Source organism: Clostridia bacterium (genome assembly GCA_017620395.1).
Taxonomy (GTDB): domain Bacteria; phylum Bacillota; class Clostridia; order Oscillospirales; family RGIG8002; genus RGIG8002.
In genome coordinates this window covers 103,532-117,895 of the sequence record JAFZQJ010000020.1, presented here as the reverse complement: position 1 = coordinate 117,895, position 14,364 = coordinate 103,532, and the positions used below count along the sequence as shown (strand labels likewise).

The 14,364-nt window shown below is 60.4% G+C and carries 15 protein-coding genes and 1 tRNA gene; 9 read left to right on the top strand and 7 right to left on the bottom strand.

Annotated features, from left to right (window positions below; all coding sequences use genetic code 11):
• Window positions 1-186: 186 nt before the first annotated feature.
• The 3 genes from J5441_04065 to J5441_04055 form a co-directional block, all read right to left on the bottom strand.
• Window positions 187-3,216, bottom strand: coding sequence for a dockerin type I repeat-containing protein (locus tag J5441_04065; GenBank protein ID MBO4934330.1), 3,030 nt, complete (start codon window positions 3,214-3,216; stop codon window positions 187-189).
• 170 nt (window positions 3,217-3,386) lie between these two features.
• A complete protein-coding gene (locus tag J5441_04060; protein ID MBO4934329.1) occupies window positions 3,387-3,827 on the bottom strand; it encodes a nucleoside deaminase in 441 nt (146 codons plus the stop codon).
• The gene (locus tag J5441_04055) at window positions 3,824-5,101 is read right to left on the bottom strand and encodes an O-acetylhomoserine aminocarboxypropyltransferase/cysteine synthase (protein MBO4934328.1); all 1,278 of its coding nucleotides are present in this window, start codon (window positions 5,099-5,101) and stop codon (window positions 3,824-3,826) included. Before J5441_04055 ends, J5441_04060 begins: the two co-directional genes overlap by 4 nt.
• Window positions 5,102-5,238: 137 nt before the next feature.
• On the opposite strand from J5441_04055, the gene J5441_04050 reads away from it, so the two are divergent.
• From J5441_04050 to J5441_04040, 3 genes are all read left to right on the top strand, one after another.
• Window positions 5,239-6,636 (top strand): serine hydrolase, encoded by a 1,398-nt coding sequence (locus J5441_04050; GenBank protein MBO4934327.1) that lies wholly within the window; start codon window positions 5,239-5,241, stop codon window positions 6,634-6,636.
• Between the two features lie 20 nt (window positions 6,637-6,656).
• Entirely contained in the window at window positions 6,657-7,214 is a 558-nt protein-coding gene (locus J5441_04045; protein MBO4934326.1) for a dockerin type I repeat-containing protein, read from the top strand.
• A 91-nt stretch (window positions 7,215-7,305) separates the two neighbouring features.
• On the top strand, window positions 7,306-8,247 hold the full coding sequence (locus J5441_04040) for a hypothetical protein (protein ID MBO4934325.1): 942 nt from the start codon (window positions 7,306-7,308) through the stop codon (window positions 8,245-8,247).
• Window positions 8,248-8,638: 391 nt separating this feature from the next.
• Here the strand turns inward: J5441_04040 and J5441_04035 are convergent, their stop codons facing one another.
• From J5441_04035 to J5441_04025, 3 genes are all read right to left on the bottom strand, one after another.
• The gene (locus J5441_04035) at window positions 8,639-8,809 is read right to left on the bottom strand and encodes a hypothetical protein (protein ID MBO4934324.1); all 171 of its coding nucleotides are present in this window, start codon (window positions 8,807-8,809) and stop codon (window positions 8,639-8,641) included.
• Window positions 8,810-8,904: 95 nt separating this feature from the next.
• Window positions 8,905-9,369, bottom strand: coding sequence for a DNA topology modulation protein FlaR (locus J5441_04030; protein ID MBO4934323.1), 465 nt, complete (start codon window positions 9,367-9,369; stop codon window positions 8,905-8,907).
• A gap of 22 nt (window positions 9,370-9,391) precedes the next feature.
• The gene (locus J5441_04025; GenBank protein MBO4934322.1) at window positions 9,392-9,574 is read right to left on the bottom strand and encodes a hypothetical protein; all 183 of its coding nucleotides are present in this window, start codon (window positions 9,572-9,574) and stop codon (window positions 9,392-9,394) included.
• A gap of 141 nt (window positions 9,575-9,715) precedes the next feature.
• Between J5441_04025 and J5441_04020 the strand changes: the two genes are divergently transcribed.
• Window positions 9,716-9,792: transfer RNA gene (locus J5441_04020), tRNA-Arg, on the top strand.
• Between the two features lie 29 nt (window positions 9,793-9,821).
• Here J5441_04020 and J5441_04015 read toward each other — a convergent pair.
• A complete protein-coding gene (locus J5441_04015; GenBank protein MBO4934321.1) occupies window positions 9,822-10,886 on the bottom strand; it encodes a hypothetical protein in 1,065 nt (354 codons plus the stop codon).
• Between the two features lie 85 nt (window positions 10,887-10,971).
• Between J5441_04015 and J5441_04010 the strand changes: the two genes are divergently transcribed.
• From J5441_04010 to J5441_03990, 5 genes are read left to right on the top strand one after another with little or no spacing between them, the layout of a single operon-like run.
• Window positions 10,972-11,268: a YabP/YqfC family sporulation protein gene (locus J5441_04010; protein ID MBO4934320.1), complete on the top strand. Its 297-nt coding sequence runs from the start codon at window positions 10,972-10,974 to the stop codon at window positions 11,266-11,268.
• The gene (locus J5441_04005; GenBank protein ID MBO4934319.1) at window positions 11,259-12,446 is read left to right on the top strand and encodes a sporulation protein YqfD; all 1,188 of its coding nucleotides are present in this window, start codon (window positions 11,259-11,261) and stop codon (window positions 12,444-12,446) included. The genes J5441_04010 and J5441_04005 overlap by 10 nt, the downstream gene beginning before the upstream one ends.
• Window positions 12,447-12,468: 22 nt before the next feature.
• Window positions 12,469-13,437: a PhoH family protein gene (locus tag J5441_04000; protein MBO4934318.1), complete on the top strand. Its 969-nt coding sequence runs from the start codon at window positions 12,469-12,471 to the stop codon at window positions 13,435-13,437.
• Window positions 13,434-13,880: an rRNA maturation RNase YbeY gene (gene ybeY / locus J5441_03995; GenBank protein MBO4934317.1), complete on the top strand. Its 447-nt coding sequence runs from the start codon at window positions 13,434-13,436 to the stop codon at window positions 13,878-13,880. Before J5441_04000 ends, ybeY begins: the two co-directional genes overlap by 4 nt.
• Before the next feature lie 19 nt (window positions 13,881-13,899).
• Window positions 13,900-14,364 (top strand): diacylglycerol kinase family protein, encoded by a 465-nt coding sequence (locus J5441_03990; protein ID MBO4934316.1) that lies wholly within the window; start codon window positions 13,900-13,902, stop codon window positions 14,362-14,364.

The following is a 14,364-nucleotide window of genomic DNA, read 5'->3' as shown; positions in this document are numbered from 1 at the left end:
TCGTTCAAAACTGCTCCGCATCTTAAAAAGAGAGATTTTTGTGTCGGACAAGGCGAAAGCGCGATGGAATACTGTATGTATTCCGAGCGCTTTCAACGCAGTCCGGCGCGAAAAGATCCTTTTTAAGACCGGCGTATCCCTAATTTGCGCGCCCAAACGGCGGGGCTGTCTGTCGTCAGGTTCGGTTTATCCGAGCGAGCTTTCGTCGGCGAGCTTCGCGGCAACGCGCAGGATCGCAAGCGCGTCGTTGACCTCGATGGCGCCGCTGCCGTCGATATCGCAGGCGGCAAGCAGCTCGGGAGTGGGTTCGGCGAGCTTCGCGGCTACGCGCAGCGCGGCAAGCGCGTCGCCGACGGTGATGACTCCGTCGCCGTCCGCGTCGCCCTTCTTAACGGCGGGCGCCGGGGGCTCGATGCCGCCGGAAATCGTGAAGTTGACCTCGACGTAGTTCGCGCCGGTGCCGGCGGAAATGGTGTGCGGTCCGTTGACTTCGATCGGCGTTCCGAAGACGTAGTAGTTGTCGTCAAGGACTGCCGCGCCGTCGGTCCACTGCGGGATGAAGCCGGCTTCGTAATTCTCGCCCTCGGCGACGTTGATGAACTCGGGAGCGCCCGGAACGGCGTTCGTCGTGCCGGTGTACGCGCCGATGTTTGTGATCTTGATCTCAAAGCCCTCGCCGACGGAACCGGTGACCTCAAAATAGTAGCCGTCGATGTTGTTCAGCGCGATGGAACCGGTGCTGCCGTCCGGAGTCGCAAGCAGCGAGTTGATCGGTACGTATACCCTGCCCTTGCCGGACGCGGGGATGCGGATCGCGTCGGCGCACTTGTTGAACGGCTTCTCGGCGTTGCGGTTGAGCACGCCGAAGGTCAGGTACGCGTCCTTCGTTATCGAGAGGTCGTTGACCTCGACGTCGAAGAAGAAACCGGTGATCTTGCTCAGGTCGCCGACCAGCGCGGCCTTCTTCAGCGGGCGGGTAAGGTAGTTATTATAGAAGGGATAGAACCTCATCGCGGCCTCTTCGCCTCCGATGATGTCTCTGACCGCCTTCATGGAAAGCGCCTGAACGCCGTCGGAGTTCTCGACCAGCGTGTACGCGACGCCGGAGGAGCGGTACGCCATGCAGTAGTCGAGATCGAAGGGAGTGTAGTCCTCAAACGAGTAGATGCCGTCTTCGTTGACCGCCTTGGGGGTGATCGCCTTGAAACCGCTGACCGCGGACCCGAAATCGGCAAGCAGCTTGTCAGCCGTTTCCGCGTTGATGGCGGTATCCTTGACCTTTTCGTAGGCGTCCACCGCTCTGTTCAGCTTGGTGCCCGCGGAAAGGGTGTAGTTGCCGTACCAGAAGGCGTTGGCGACCTTGTAGGTCTCGTGAAGCTCTTTGAGCGTGCCGTAATCCTCGTCGCCGATCGGAACAAGCGCGTTTCTCGCGCTCTCGATGCGTTCCACGGCGGCGGCGACGTCTTCATCGCTCACGCCGTAGACGCCGGGCAGCGCCTCCGCGAATTCGATCGCGGCGACGTATTCTTCCCAACCGGCGGGATAGTAATTGGTTTCGCCGAGTTCTTCAAGCTCGGCTCTCGCGGTTTCGGCAGCCTCGGCGCTCGGGGCGAAGTCCGCGTCGTTTATCGCCCACTCGTAAGCGTAGAGGTCGCGGATGCGGAACTGCTGCTGCGCTGAATCGGGCAGGCGCAGCTCGAAGAAATCGAGTTGATCGAGCCAGTCGTAGATATCCTCAACGTCGTCCTCGTCATAGAACGCGGCCCACGCGGCGCTGACAAGACCTTCCCTTTCGGGAGCCTGCGGGAAGGTGACTTCGGGATTGTAAGCAACGAAGTAGGGGCCGTCGGTGACGCCTACGCCGAGCTGGATATCGACGGGCTGATAATCGCCTTCATACGCTATATGGAAGCATAATCCGGCGGTGTCGCTCAGGTCGGCGCCGAACGGATTTTTCACGGCTTCGTAGTAATCGCCGCCGTCGATTGCTGAGATGAAGCGGCTCCAGCCGTAATCGGGAGCGCCGCTGCTCGCGGTGCTTATGATGCATATTTCGGGGCCGTTCTCGGTCTCTTCGATATATGCGACGTCGGTGCAGTAACCGCCGTCGGCCATATCCATCAGATCGTCGTCGTCCCACACCTCAAAACCGGCGATCTCCGTCGAAGACTTCGCGGGGAACATCGGATCGAGCCCGTCGATAACGGCGTTGAGCCTGCGAGCGGCGGAATCGATCTCGTCCTGCGTGTAGTTATCGATCGGAACGTCGAGCATATCCATAACTTCGAGGTAGACGTCCGTAGCGGCGGCGTAGGAGGATTCGGTGTACGCGTCGGGATTGAGGGAGTCGAAACGGGAGAGCGCGTCGTCAAGGCTGTCGATGAAAACGCGGGTATCCTTGTAACCCTTCACGTCGGCGATGTAGATCTGCGTTCCGACGGAGACGTTGAGGAAGCAGACCGTCATGCCGTTCATGGTCTCTCTGACCTTTTCGGGAATCGGTCTGAGGTTGGCTTCGCTCGTAACGCTGACGCTCTGGTTGATACCGTCGTCGTCGGTCGCCCACCAGTCGACCTGTCTGAAGTCCTCGTCGAAGTCAAAGAATATATAGCCGTCGGCGTCCGTGCCCTTGCTGGTACTCTCGTATCTGTAACCGATGGGAGCGTCGCCGAGCTCGTTAGTTCCGTCGTCAAGCCCCTTGTTATAGTCATAGAACGGGCCTCTGCATTCCGCGAGGAACATCTGCATCTTCATCTTGCCCTCGTATCTGCCGCCGGCTCCGCCTACCCAGAAGCAGATGCCGTCGCAGTCGGCGAAGCTCTTGTCACCGACGATGCTCTTGCCGCCGGGAAGGCTCATTGCGCCCCAGGAAAAACCGGGTTCCTGCGTCGCGGTGGTCTTGTTGCGAAGATTGCCGGAGTTTATCGTCGCGGATCCCCAGGTCTTATCAACGCTTGTGATCGTGAACTTCACGGCGTCGTCAACGCCCTCGGGCAGGTTGTCCGTGCTGTGCACGGGCGCGGCGGTATACTCCTCGTAGAGCGTCGCCAGTTCCTCGTCGGTCCAGACGCCGAAACCGGGCATTTCAACGAACTCGTAGTAGCCGGGGTGCGCCGCCGAAGCGATTATGCCCACGCTTCCGAGCGAGCAGACAACGGCGAGCAGCATGCAGGCGGTAAGCAGTACCGCCAGACTCTTTTTCGCGGTGTTCTTCATAATTTGCCTCCGAAATCTTATATTTCTGCGTGTCGGAGCGAAACAATACGCCCCGATATCATACACTATTTGAGTTTATCATATAAAAAGCGAAAATGCAAGGAAATTGTGATATTTCCGTTAAGAAAAAAAGAAGGACGGCGCATGCCGTCCTTCTCTGAAACGCTCGTTTATCTTTTTTCTCCGAAAAACTCCGAAAGCACCGCCGCGCACTCGTCGGCGCATATCCCGCCGTAAATCTCGGGCTTGTGGGTGAATCCCATCACGCCGACGTCGCAGACGGAACCGCAGGCGCCGTTTTTCGCGTCGTAGGCGCCGAAGTAGATGCGGCGTATTCGTGCGTTCAGCAGCGCGCCGGCGCACATCGGGCACGGCTCTAACGTAACGTATATATCGCAGTCGGAAAGGCGCCAGCCGCCGACCGCTTCGCAGGCGCGGCCGATCGCGACCATCTCCGCGTGAAGGCGCGGGTCGCCGTCCGTTTCGCAGGAGTTCCGTCCCGCCGCGATTATTTCGCCGTTACGCACTATCACCGCGCCGACCGGCACTTCGCCCTCCGCGGCGGCCTTCTTCGCCTCCGCGACGGCGGCTTCCATAAATGCGTTTTTCATACTCTGTCAAGCGCCTGATCGAGATCGGCGATTATGTCCCGTATGTCCTCTATGCCGACGGAGAAGCGCACCGTTCCCTCGGTTATGCCTCCGGCGCGGAGCTGCTCCGCGGAAAGCTGAGAATGCGTCGTTGACGCGGGGTGTATCACCATCGAGCGTACGTCGCCGACGTTAGCTACGTTGGAAATAAGCTTCAGCGCGTCGATGAAGCGTGCGCCCGCTTCCCTGCCGCCCTTCAGCTCGAAGGCGAAGGTGCCGCCGATCCCTTTGGGCATATACTTCCGCTGCAGCGCGTGGTAACGGTTGCTCTCAAGCGCGGGGCAGTCGACGGAAGCGACCTTCGGGTGCTTCTCGAGGTACTCCGCCGCCGCAATCGCGTTCTCGCAGTGGCGCTGCATACGCACGGAAAGCGTTTCGCACCCGAGCGTCAGCATAAACGCGTTGAACGGCGAGAGCGCCGCGCCGACGTCGCGCAGGATCTGCGCGCGCAGCCGCGTGAGGAACGCGAGCCTGCCGAATTTCTCGCTGAAAACTATATCGTGATAGCTCTTGTCGGGCTCGTTGAACTGCGGGAAGCGCGGGTTGCCTCCGAAATCGAAGGTGCCGCAGTCGACGGTGACTCCGCCCATGCTCGTGCCGTTGCCGCAGATATACTTCGTCGCGGAATAGATGACTATGTCCGCGCCCGCCTCCTTCGGTCTGAATACCGCCGGCGTCGCGAATGTGTTATCAACGACGAGCGGCACTCCAGCTTCGCGGCAGATCGCGGAAAGCGCGGCGAAATCCGGTATCGCGTCGGTCGGGTTGCCGACGGACTCGACGAAGACGAACTTCGTCTTTTCGTTTATCGCGGCGCGGAAGCTCTCCGCGTCGTTGATGTCCGCCCAGCGCACCTTTATCCCGAGATTGCCGAGCGTCACTCCGAAAAGGTTGACCGCGCCGCCGTAGATCGCCGTCGAAGAAACGAACTCATCCCCGTGCCTGCAGAGGCAGAGCGCGGTCATCAGCATCGCGGCGTGTCCGCTCGCTGCCGCGACCGCCCCGACGCCGCCGTCGAGCGCGGCTATGCGCTTCTCGAAAATATCGACGGTCGGGTTGCCGAGGCGGGTGTAGATATACCCATCCTCCGTGAGCTCGAAAATTGAGCGCGCCTGCTCGGTGCTGTCGAACTTGTAAGCCGCGGTCTGATAAATCGGCACCGCCACGGATTTCGTGGTTTCGTCCCCGTCGTAGCCCGCGTGGACGGCGAGGGTGTCAAGACTGTAATTCTCCATAAAAATACTCCTCACGGCGGCTGATTCCCAAAAATTATAATTGATATTATCCGTCGGGTATGATATAATCGTATTCGGAAACGATTGCCCGAACGCTATTATTGCCGTTCAGTGCTATTATAATGGAGGAAACGCGAATGTGCAAGAGGTTTTTTTGTGTATTGTTCGCCGCGGTACTGTGCTTTTTAACGGCGGTGCCCGCGTTCAACGCGAACGCCGCGCTTTATGAAAAGCCGGATCTCGAGCTCTCCTCCGAGCACGCGCTCGTCATCAACCTCAACACCGGAGTCGAGGTGTTCGGCGTCAAGCCCGACGAAACGGTATTCCCCGCGTCGATAACGAAGGTGCTTACAGCGATACTCGTTATCGAGAACTGTACCGACCTCGAGGAAGAAGTCGAAGTAACGCATTCCGCGCTCAGCCGCGTCGATACTATCAACCACTCGAACGCCGGACTCATCGCCGGCGAACAGCTCACGGTGCGCAAGCTTCTCGAGCTGCTTATGGTCTGCTCCGCCTGCGACGCCGCGACCGTGCTTGCGGAGCGCGTTTCCGGCTCCGAGGAGGCGTTCGCGGAGCTTATGAACGCCAAGGCCGACGAGCTCGGCTGCACCGGCACTCACTTCGTCAACTCCAGCGGCGTACACGACGCGAACCACTACACTACGGCGCGCGATATGGGCGCCATCGCGCTTTACGCGCTGAAGAATCCCGCCTTTGTCGAGTTCTTCGACATGAAGCAGACGAAGAGACCGGCTTACGGCAACCGCCCGGAAAAGACCTTCTCCACCACCAACCTTTTGCTCATCGGCTCGGATCCGAATTACTACAAATACGCCACCGGCGGTAAGACCGGCACGACGACTCCCGCCGGGCGATGCCTCGTCAGCACCGCAAAGAAAGGAGAGGACGAATACCTCTGTCTCGTCTTCGGCGCCGCCGCGGAAAAGGGAGTTAACCAGGCGTTTCCCGACACAAGAAAAATCTATAAGTGGTGCTTCGACAACCTCTCCGTCGTCAAGGTCGGCACGACCGAAGGCGCACAGTTCGAGACGAAGCTCCGCTACGCATGGAACCACGACTACGTGACCCTCTCCGTCGAAGAGGACGTCTACGCGGTCATGCCTAACGGCGCGGATACGACCGTCAATCACGACAACGAGGACGGCACTGCTACCGGATTGCTCGTCTCCGTCGACATACCCGACCACCTCGACGCGCCCGTCGCGAAGGGCGATCCCGCGGGCACGGCTAAGTTCTTCTACCGCGACGAAGACGGCGTCGTCGAGCTCGCCACAGGCGCCGTAGTCGTTTACGAGAGCGTCGACCGCAACTTCTTCTCATTCATCTTCACGAACATCGGCGCGTTCTTCTCGTCAACGCCGGTGCTGATAATCTTCTTCGTGCTTCTCGCCGCGCTGATCGGCTTCATCGTCTTTATGATTATCCGGCATTCGCGCAGCAACAGACACCGCACCACTTTCCGCCGGCGCAGAAGCGCTAAAACGAATTACAGACGCAGCTTCAGAAGATAATCATTCAAGGAGGTATCGTTATGAAAAAACTGCTTTCACTCGCGCTCGCGCTCATCATAGTCGCGGCGCTTCCCGTCGCCGTTTCCGCGGTTGACACGCCGCCGATTATCGTCTCGACGGACGGCGGCGGCACCGCGTCTTATGAGGTAGTCTACGAAACCGACACGGAGATCACGCTGAACGTCACCTTCTATCCCGACGCCGGCCATGAAACCCTGCTCCTTTCGGTATCCGGCAGTCTCGGCGCCTTCGAAGAGCCGTTAGAATATGAAGAATTCAACGGTAACGCTCCGGAATCGATCGAGTTCACGGTGGAAAAGGATTACAAATCCATCACTCTGCTGATAATGTTCGTTGAATCCGGCGCTTCCTCTCTCAAGGGCGACTTCGACGGCGACGGAGAAATCACCGTTTCCGACGCGCTCGCCGCGCTGCGCATCGCCGCGAAGCTCGCCGAGGAAACCGACGACGCAATCAGGATCGGCGACACCGACGGCGACGGCCACGTCACCGTTTCCGACGCGCTTGCGATACTCCGCGTCGCCGCGAAGCTCGCCGACCCGGGCACGCTCGGATAACGCTGCATATCGCGCGGAGAGATTACGGCGTTTAATCAAACATGTTTTTTATTCAAACTCCACCCTCGTGGCGGAGTTTTGGGGTGATGATATGAGCGAAAAAGAATACGCGCGGATCGCGTTCAACAAAGGCGTGCCGGAGAAGGTACCGCTGTGGGAGCTGCACTTCCACCTCTGGAACAAGTATTCCGACGAAAAAGCGGTTTTCGGCGGCGACTTCCTCGCGCTGCCGGACGGCGAAAAGGACGACGCGCTGAAGCGCGACGCGGAGATAATGGCGAAGGTCGGGCAGGAGCTCGGCTTCGGCGCCGTTTCGGTGCCGGATATGCCGTGGGACTGTCCCTACACGCTGCCGGAGGACGCGCGGCTGAAGCTGATACGCTTCCTGCGCGAGCTGGAGCCCGACTTCCTCGTCGGCGGCGGCAACAGCTGCTGCCTGGCGATGCCGGACAACGAGGAATATATGGACTTTTCGTATATGATGTACGACGCGCCCGAAAAAATAGTCGAGCGCGCGGAGAATATGCTTACGAACGGGCTTGAGCAGCTCGGGCGGATGGCGGACGCCGGCGCGGAGTTCGTCTACCTGCCGAGCGATCTTTCCGACGCGCGCGCGCCCTACTTCAACCCCGAGCAGCTCGAAGAGTTCTTTATGCCCTTCGCGAAAAGATGGAGCGCGAGAGTCAAAGAGCTCGGGCTGATCCCGATATTCCACACCGACGGCAACATAATGCCGATAATAGACAAAGCGGTCGAGACCGGAGTCAACGCCCTGCAGGCGCTCGACCCGATTGCCGGAATAACCGTCGGCGGACTGCGCGAAATGCTGGAAGGCAAGCTCTGCCTCTGCGGCAACGTCGACTGCGGGCTGATGCTTTCCGGCGCGCCGGAGGCGGTCTACGCCTCCACCGCGGACATTATCGCGCAGGGAAAGGGCAGCCCATTCGTGCTCGGCAATTCCAACGCCGTAGTCTACGCCACGCCGAAGGAGAACTACGACGCGTTCCTGCAGGCGTGGAGAGATAACAGATAAACGGATACGTTTTCAAAAAGCGCCCGCGAATTCGCGGGCGCTTTTTGTTGTATAACCGGCGGCTTGATGATCCGCGCCGACTTTGTCGGCGGGAGTGGTACTATCGCTGACGCGATAGTGATATTGCTCGCAGTGGTATTACGCTCCGCATAGTGGTATTGCGGCTGCGCCACAGATACAACCCCTCAGTCGCCTGCGGCGACAGCTCCCCTTGCACAGGGGAGCCGCGGGCGATTGAGATCGCCCCTGCGGCGGCAGATACCGCGCATAACAACGCCCCCGTCTGTCAACGGACGGGGGCGGGCGGCGAAACACGCAAACGCAAAACTTATTCTTTTTCGCCGTCGGTAGTATTATCTGCCACGACGGCGCCGCTTATGCGCGGAAGCATTTACCACTTCGGCATATTCTCGACGAAGTTGCCCGCCGCATGGAGCGCCTTGCCCGCGGATTTCTTGATGCTGTTCATCTTCGGCTTCTTCTTGAGCATCAGTCCGCCGACCATGCCCATTGCGGCTCCGGCGGCGAAGCCCGCGGCGGCTCCTTTGATCGTACCCTTCATAAAACGACCTCCTTCGGTAGTTTCGTTTCTATTCTGTGTAAAAACGAAACCGTTATCCCGAGGAGGCGCGTGAAAAATATGTATTTTTGAACGTTTTATTGCGGCGTTCTGACCTTTTCCGGATACGCCGCGAGCATCTTTATGATTTCGGCGAGGTTCTCGCGTTGAAACTTATCCGCCCATTTCAGAAGCTTCCGCAGCGAGCCGAGCGTTTCCTTTTTGCCTTTTTCAATGCCGAGCTTGCGGCGGATATATCTGCGGATGATGCGGTATCTGTATTTGTGCCGCGGAACGCTGAGCAGGTATATCTCGTCCGCTTCTTCAAAGCAGCGGCCGCACCATTTGTAATAAACTCCCTCGATGATCCAGCCGTCGTTCCGCAGTATGCCGCCGAGCAGCGCGTCACGCTCCCGCGGATCGCGCTTAACGCCGTATCCTTCCGCTTCGTTATCCCATTGCAGTTCGTCGAGGTCGTGGTGCGGTATGCCGAGCTGAGCAGAAAGCTTTTTCGCGAGGTAGGTCTTCCCGCTTCCCGGCCCGCCTATTATATGGATTTTCATATCGCGGCTTCTCCTGCTGTCGTTATTCGTCTTCTTTGAAAAGCTTTTTGCGGAATATCGAGAATAGCGCGATACCGACCGCGAGAACGCAGAGCGCGATACCCGCGGCGAGGCGCCCGTCGATAAAGCATTTGACCGCGCAGCCGACCGAAGCGATGGCGAGTATCGGGTAGATTATGATGAAGGTTTTTTCTTTCGCGTCCATGGCGGCCTCCCGTATTTGATGGTGTTATTCTATCATATCCGCGCGAAAAATGCAATCTCGAAAACAAAAGTAAAAATATGCTTGACATCTCGGGCGGTAAGTGCTAGAATATATCCTCGGAGTTCGGAAAAAACCGAATACGCGCCCGTAGCTCAGCCGGATAGAGTGTTTGGCTACGAACCAAAAGGTCGTGGGTTCGAATCCCGCCGGGCGTGCCAGAAAGTCCCGCTGCAAGCAGCGGGACTTTCTATATCCCTTTGCTTTTCGAGTACGCCTTCATCAGCACCGTCGCGGAGAGCATGAGCAGCACGACGGCGGCGGGGACGTTATCCACCTTCGGCACGGCGCGGACGCCGTCCGACAGCGTCGAAAACGCGCCGACGGCGCGGCCGTCAAGCCGCAGTAGCAGCGAAGCGAAAAGCGCCGTAAGCGCGGCGTGCGCCACGCGCGAAGCGAGCATGGGCGCGACGTTCAGCCGCTCCCCTTCCGTCCGTGTCAGCGCGGCGCACTGGCAGAGCGCGCACAAGCCGCCGAAGCCCGCGCCCGCGGCGCAGAGCGCGAACCCGCCCGAAACGGCCGCCGCCGCGCTCCCGTTCGTCAGCTCCAGCGCGAGCTTCACCGCCGACGCGGCGCGCGCGGAGAGACCGCCGAGCGCCGTACCATCCGCGACTCCGATCAACGCCCCGAAAAGCACCGTCAGCGCGCAGATCTTCAGCATGCTTTCCGCGCCGTCCGCCACCGCCTCCGCGAAGCCGGACTCATATTTCACCGCCGCCGCTTTCCGCGGCGGTTCTTTTTTCGCGAAAAACCTGCCTGCGACGCCGATCAGCAGACAGGAGATAACCGCGCCCGCGTATATGCAGAAGCCCGCGTAGGCGCTGCCGAAAAGCGAAACGCCGACCGCGCCGACCGCGAACGAAGGCGAAACGCAGGCGCAGAAGGTCAGCAGGCGCTCCGCCTGCGCCTTCGTCAGCGCGCCCGCCTCGTACTCCCGCGCCGCCGCGCGCGCTCCCGCGGGATAGCCGCAGAGCCAGCCGGAAAGTATAGCGTTCGCCGCCGCGGGCGGAAGCGCGAAAAGCGCACGCGTCAGCTTCCCCGTAAGCTTTCCTCCGGAAAACGCGCCCGCGCCGCTCGCCCACGCCGACAGCGTCATGAACGGCAGCAGCGCCGGAACGAGCGTTCCGCAGAGCTTCAGTCCCCGCGCCGCGCCCGCCGCCGCGAGCGAAGGGAACGCCAGCAGCGCGAGCGTCAGCGCCGCCGGGAGCAGCGCCGCGAGTTTTCTTCGCTTTTTCGCTCTCAAAACCGCATTCATATCCTCACTCCTCACACGATAATATGCCGCGTTCGCCCGCATTATTGCGCCGGCGCGGTCATATTTATTTCACGGGTGAAAAGAAATGAAGATGAGCCGAATCATGAAGAAATACGCCGCGAAAGCGAAGTTCCGCTTCGCCGGAGACACGGAGCCGGATTCCCCCGCCGGCGTGCGCGTCGAGCTCGGGCGCAGATCCGCGCTCGTGGAGGGCTGCCGCGGCGTAGCGGAATACGACGCCGAGAGCATCACTCTGACCGGCCGGCCGCGCGTCCGCGTGCGCGGGAGCGGCCTCGAGCTGCGTTCGCTCGGCAACGGCAGCGCGATGATAAAGGGCTGCATCGACGGGGTGGATTTTACGGAGGAAGAGAAATGCCGGTAGCAAAACTGCTTCGCCGCCTGCGCGGCTTCGTGAGGTTTTCTCTGCGCGGCGGCTGCCCCGAGCGCGTCGTTACGCTCGCTGCGCGGGACGGCGTTTCCGTCCGCGACGTTCACGCCGTCGAGGGCGGCGTCTGCGCCTACGTCGACGCGCGGGATTACCGCCGTCTGCGCAGGCACGCGAAAAACAACGGCTGCCGCATGCGCGTCGAGCGCAAGTTCGGTCTGCCCTTCCTCTTCTGCAGGGGCAGGCGCAGGAACGGGCTTATCGCCGGCGCGGTCGCGGCGGCGTTCCTTCTCGCGCTGCTGTCGCGTTCAATCTGGGTGACGGACGTCAGCGGAAACACGAAAGTCAGCGAGGGCGAGATACTGTCCGAGCTGGGGCGGCAGGGGATCTATCCCGGCGCCTTCAAAAGCGATATAGACCTGATCGCCGCCGAGCAGAACGCGCTTATCGCCCTGCCGGAGCTTTCCTGGCTCGCGGTCAACCTGCGCGGTAGCCGCGCCTCCGTGGAGGTGCGCGAGCGCACGGCGCCGCCGGAAACCGTCGCGCTTTCCGCGCCCTGCAACGTCGTCGCCGCGCGGGGCGGCACGATAAAGCGCGTCAGCGCGTTCAAGGGCGACGCCGTCGTCTCGGCGGGCGACTCCGTAGCCGCGGGCGACCTGCTCGTCAGCGGGCTGACCGACGAGGCGGGAGCCGTCCACGCGGCCGCCGAATGCATCGCCGTCTGCCCCGTGAAGATCGAGGTCTTCATCCCCTATTCTTCGCAGGAACGGGAATATACGGGAAATACCGTGAAAAAAACGGCTCTACGGCTGTTTAATTTGAATATTCCTCTTTCTTTTTTCACGAAAATGAGTTACAATGAATATGATACCGTGACTTATAATAACCGTCTGCGTTTCGGCGGCGCAGAGCTCCCCGTCGGGACGGAGGAAACGGAGTACCGCGAATACGTCACCGTAGAGAAACGCGTTACGCCGCGGCAGGCGGCGGAAGCCGCTTCGCAAGAGGCGCGCAGACGCGCCGCGCTTGAAAAGGCGGACGGAGAGGCCGTCTCCGAAACCGAGAGCGTGACCTTCCTGCCGGACGGCGCGGTCTGCACGATCGAGCTAATGCTCGAAACGGACATAGCGAAAGAAAAGGAAATATATATCGAACGGGAGGCCGACATTGGCTGAAAGATTCATTGCAGTTGACAGAATGGAAAGCGTTATAAGCGTTTTCGGCAGCTTCGACGAGAATATGAAGCTCGTTGAGCGGCATTACAACGTGAGCGTTTCAAACCGCGACGGCGAGCTGAAGATCACCGGCGCGGACGAGGAGAACGCCGACCGCGCCGCGAAGGTGATCGAGCACCTGCTGATGCTCACCGCGCGAGGCGAGAACATCACCGCGCAGGAGGTACGCTACGTCATCTCCGTCGTCGACGAAGGCGGCGCGGACAAGCTCAGGACGATGAACGGCGACTGCGTCTGCGTCACCGCGAAGGGCAAGCCCATCAAGGCGAAGACGCTCGGCCAGAAGCGCTATATCGACGCGATAAAGAAGAATACTATCGTCATCGGCGTCGGCCCCGCCGGCACCGGCAAGACCTACCTCGCCGTCGCGATGGCGGTGCAGGCGTTCCGCGACAAGCAGGTCAACCGCATCATCCTCACACGCCCCGCGGTCGAAGCGGGCGAAAAGCTCGGCTTCCTGCCCGGCGACCTGCAGAACAAGGTCGATCCCTACCTGCGTCCGCTCTACGACGGGCTTTTCGATATGCTCGGAGTGGAAGCGTACAACATCTACCTGCAGCGCGGCAACATCGAGGTCGCGCCGCTGGCGTATATGCGCGGGCGCACGCTCGACGACGCCTTCATAATTCTCGACGAGGCGCAGAACACCACACGCGAGCAGATGAAGATGTTTCTCACCCGCCTCGGCGTCGGCTCGAAGGCGGTCATCACCGGCGACATCACCCAGATCGACCTGCCCGCCGGAAAGAAGAGCGGACTCGTGCACGCGATGCGCATACTCGGCGGCATCGAGGACCTCGAGATCTGCCGCTTCACCGAGAAGGACGTTGTGCGCCACGCGCTCGTGCAGCGCATAATCAAGGCATACGAAAAGGCGGACGCGGAGGCTCAGTCGCGCCCGCGCCGCCGCGTCAGGAGCGAAGAAGAATGAAGCTGAAGGTCTGTATGGATTTTGAAAAACGCCTTTACCGCGTAAAAGCGCCCTGCGCGCTGATACGCGGATGCTGCCGCGCCGCCGCCGAAGCGGAGGGGCTGAAGGGCGAATACGAAGTTTCCGTGCTCGTCACGGAGAGCGAACGCGTCCGCGAACTGAACCGCGACTACCGCGGCAAGGACGCGACGACCGACGTGCTCTCCTTCCCCCTATTCGACGAAGTCGGAACTCCGCGCCAGCTCGGCGACATAGTGCTCAACCGCGACCGCGTCTATTCGCAGGCGAAGGAGTACGGGCATTCATACGAGCGCGAGCTCGCCTTCCTGACGGTTCATTCGATGCTTCACCTGATGGGCTACGACCACGAGGAGGAATCCGACCGCGCAAAGATGCGCGCGCGGGAGGAGCTTATACTCAAAGACATCGCGCCGAGAGACTGAAACGCAAAGGAGAAACGCCGTGAAAAAGTTTTTCGCCTCATTCGGATACGCCTTCCGCGGACTCGCGGAGACGATACTGCGCGAGCGTAACATGCGCGTGCATATCTGCTTCTGCGTTTTCGTCACGTTCTTCGGTTTCGTATGCGGCATCGAGCCTTACGAATGGCTCGCCGCGGTCATACTTATGGGGCTCGTTATCTCCGCTGAGGCGCACAACACCGCTATAGAGCGCACGCTCGACCGCGTCGGCACCGAGCGAAACGAGCAGACAAGACGCGCGAAGGACGCCGCCGCGGGCGGAGTTCTCGCCGCCGCGATATTCGCCGCCGTCGGAGGCGGGATCATCTTCTTCCGCAAGGCGCGCGTCGACGCCGCGCTCGCCTTTTTCAAGGCGTACCCGTGGGCGATAGCGGTCTTCGCCGCCGCGCTCGCCGGAGCGGTCGTTTTCGTCGCGCTCGCCGGAAGACACAGAAAGGAAAAGTAA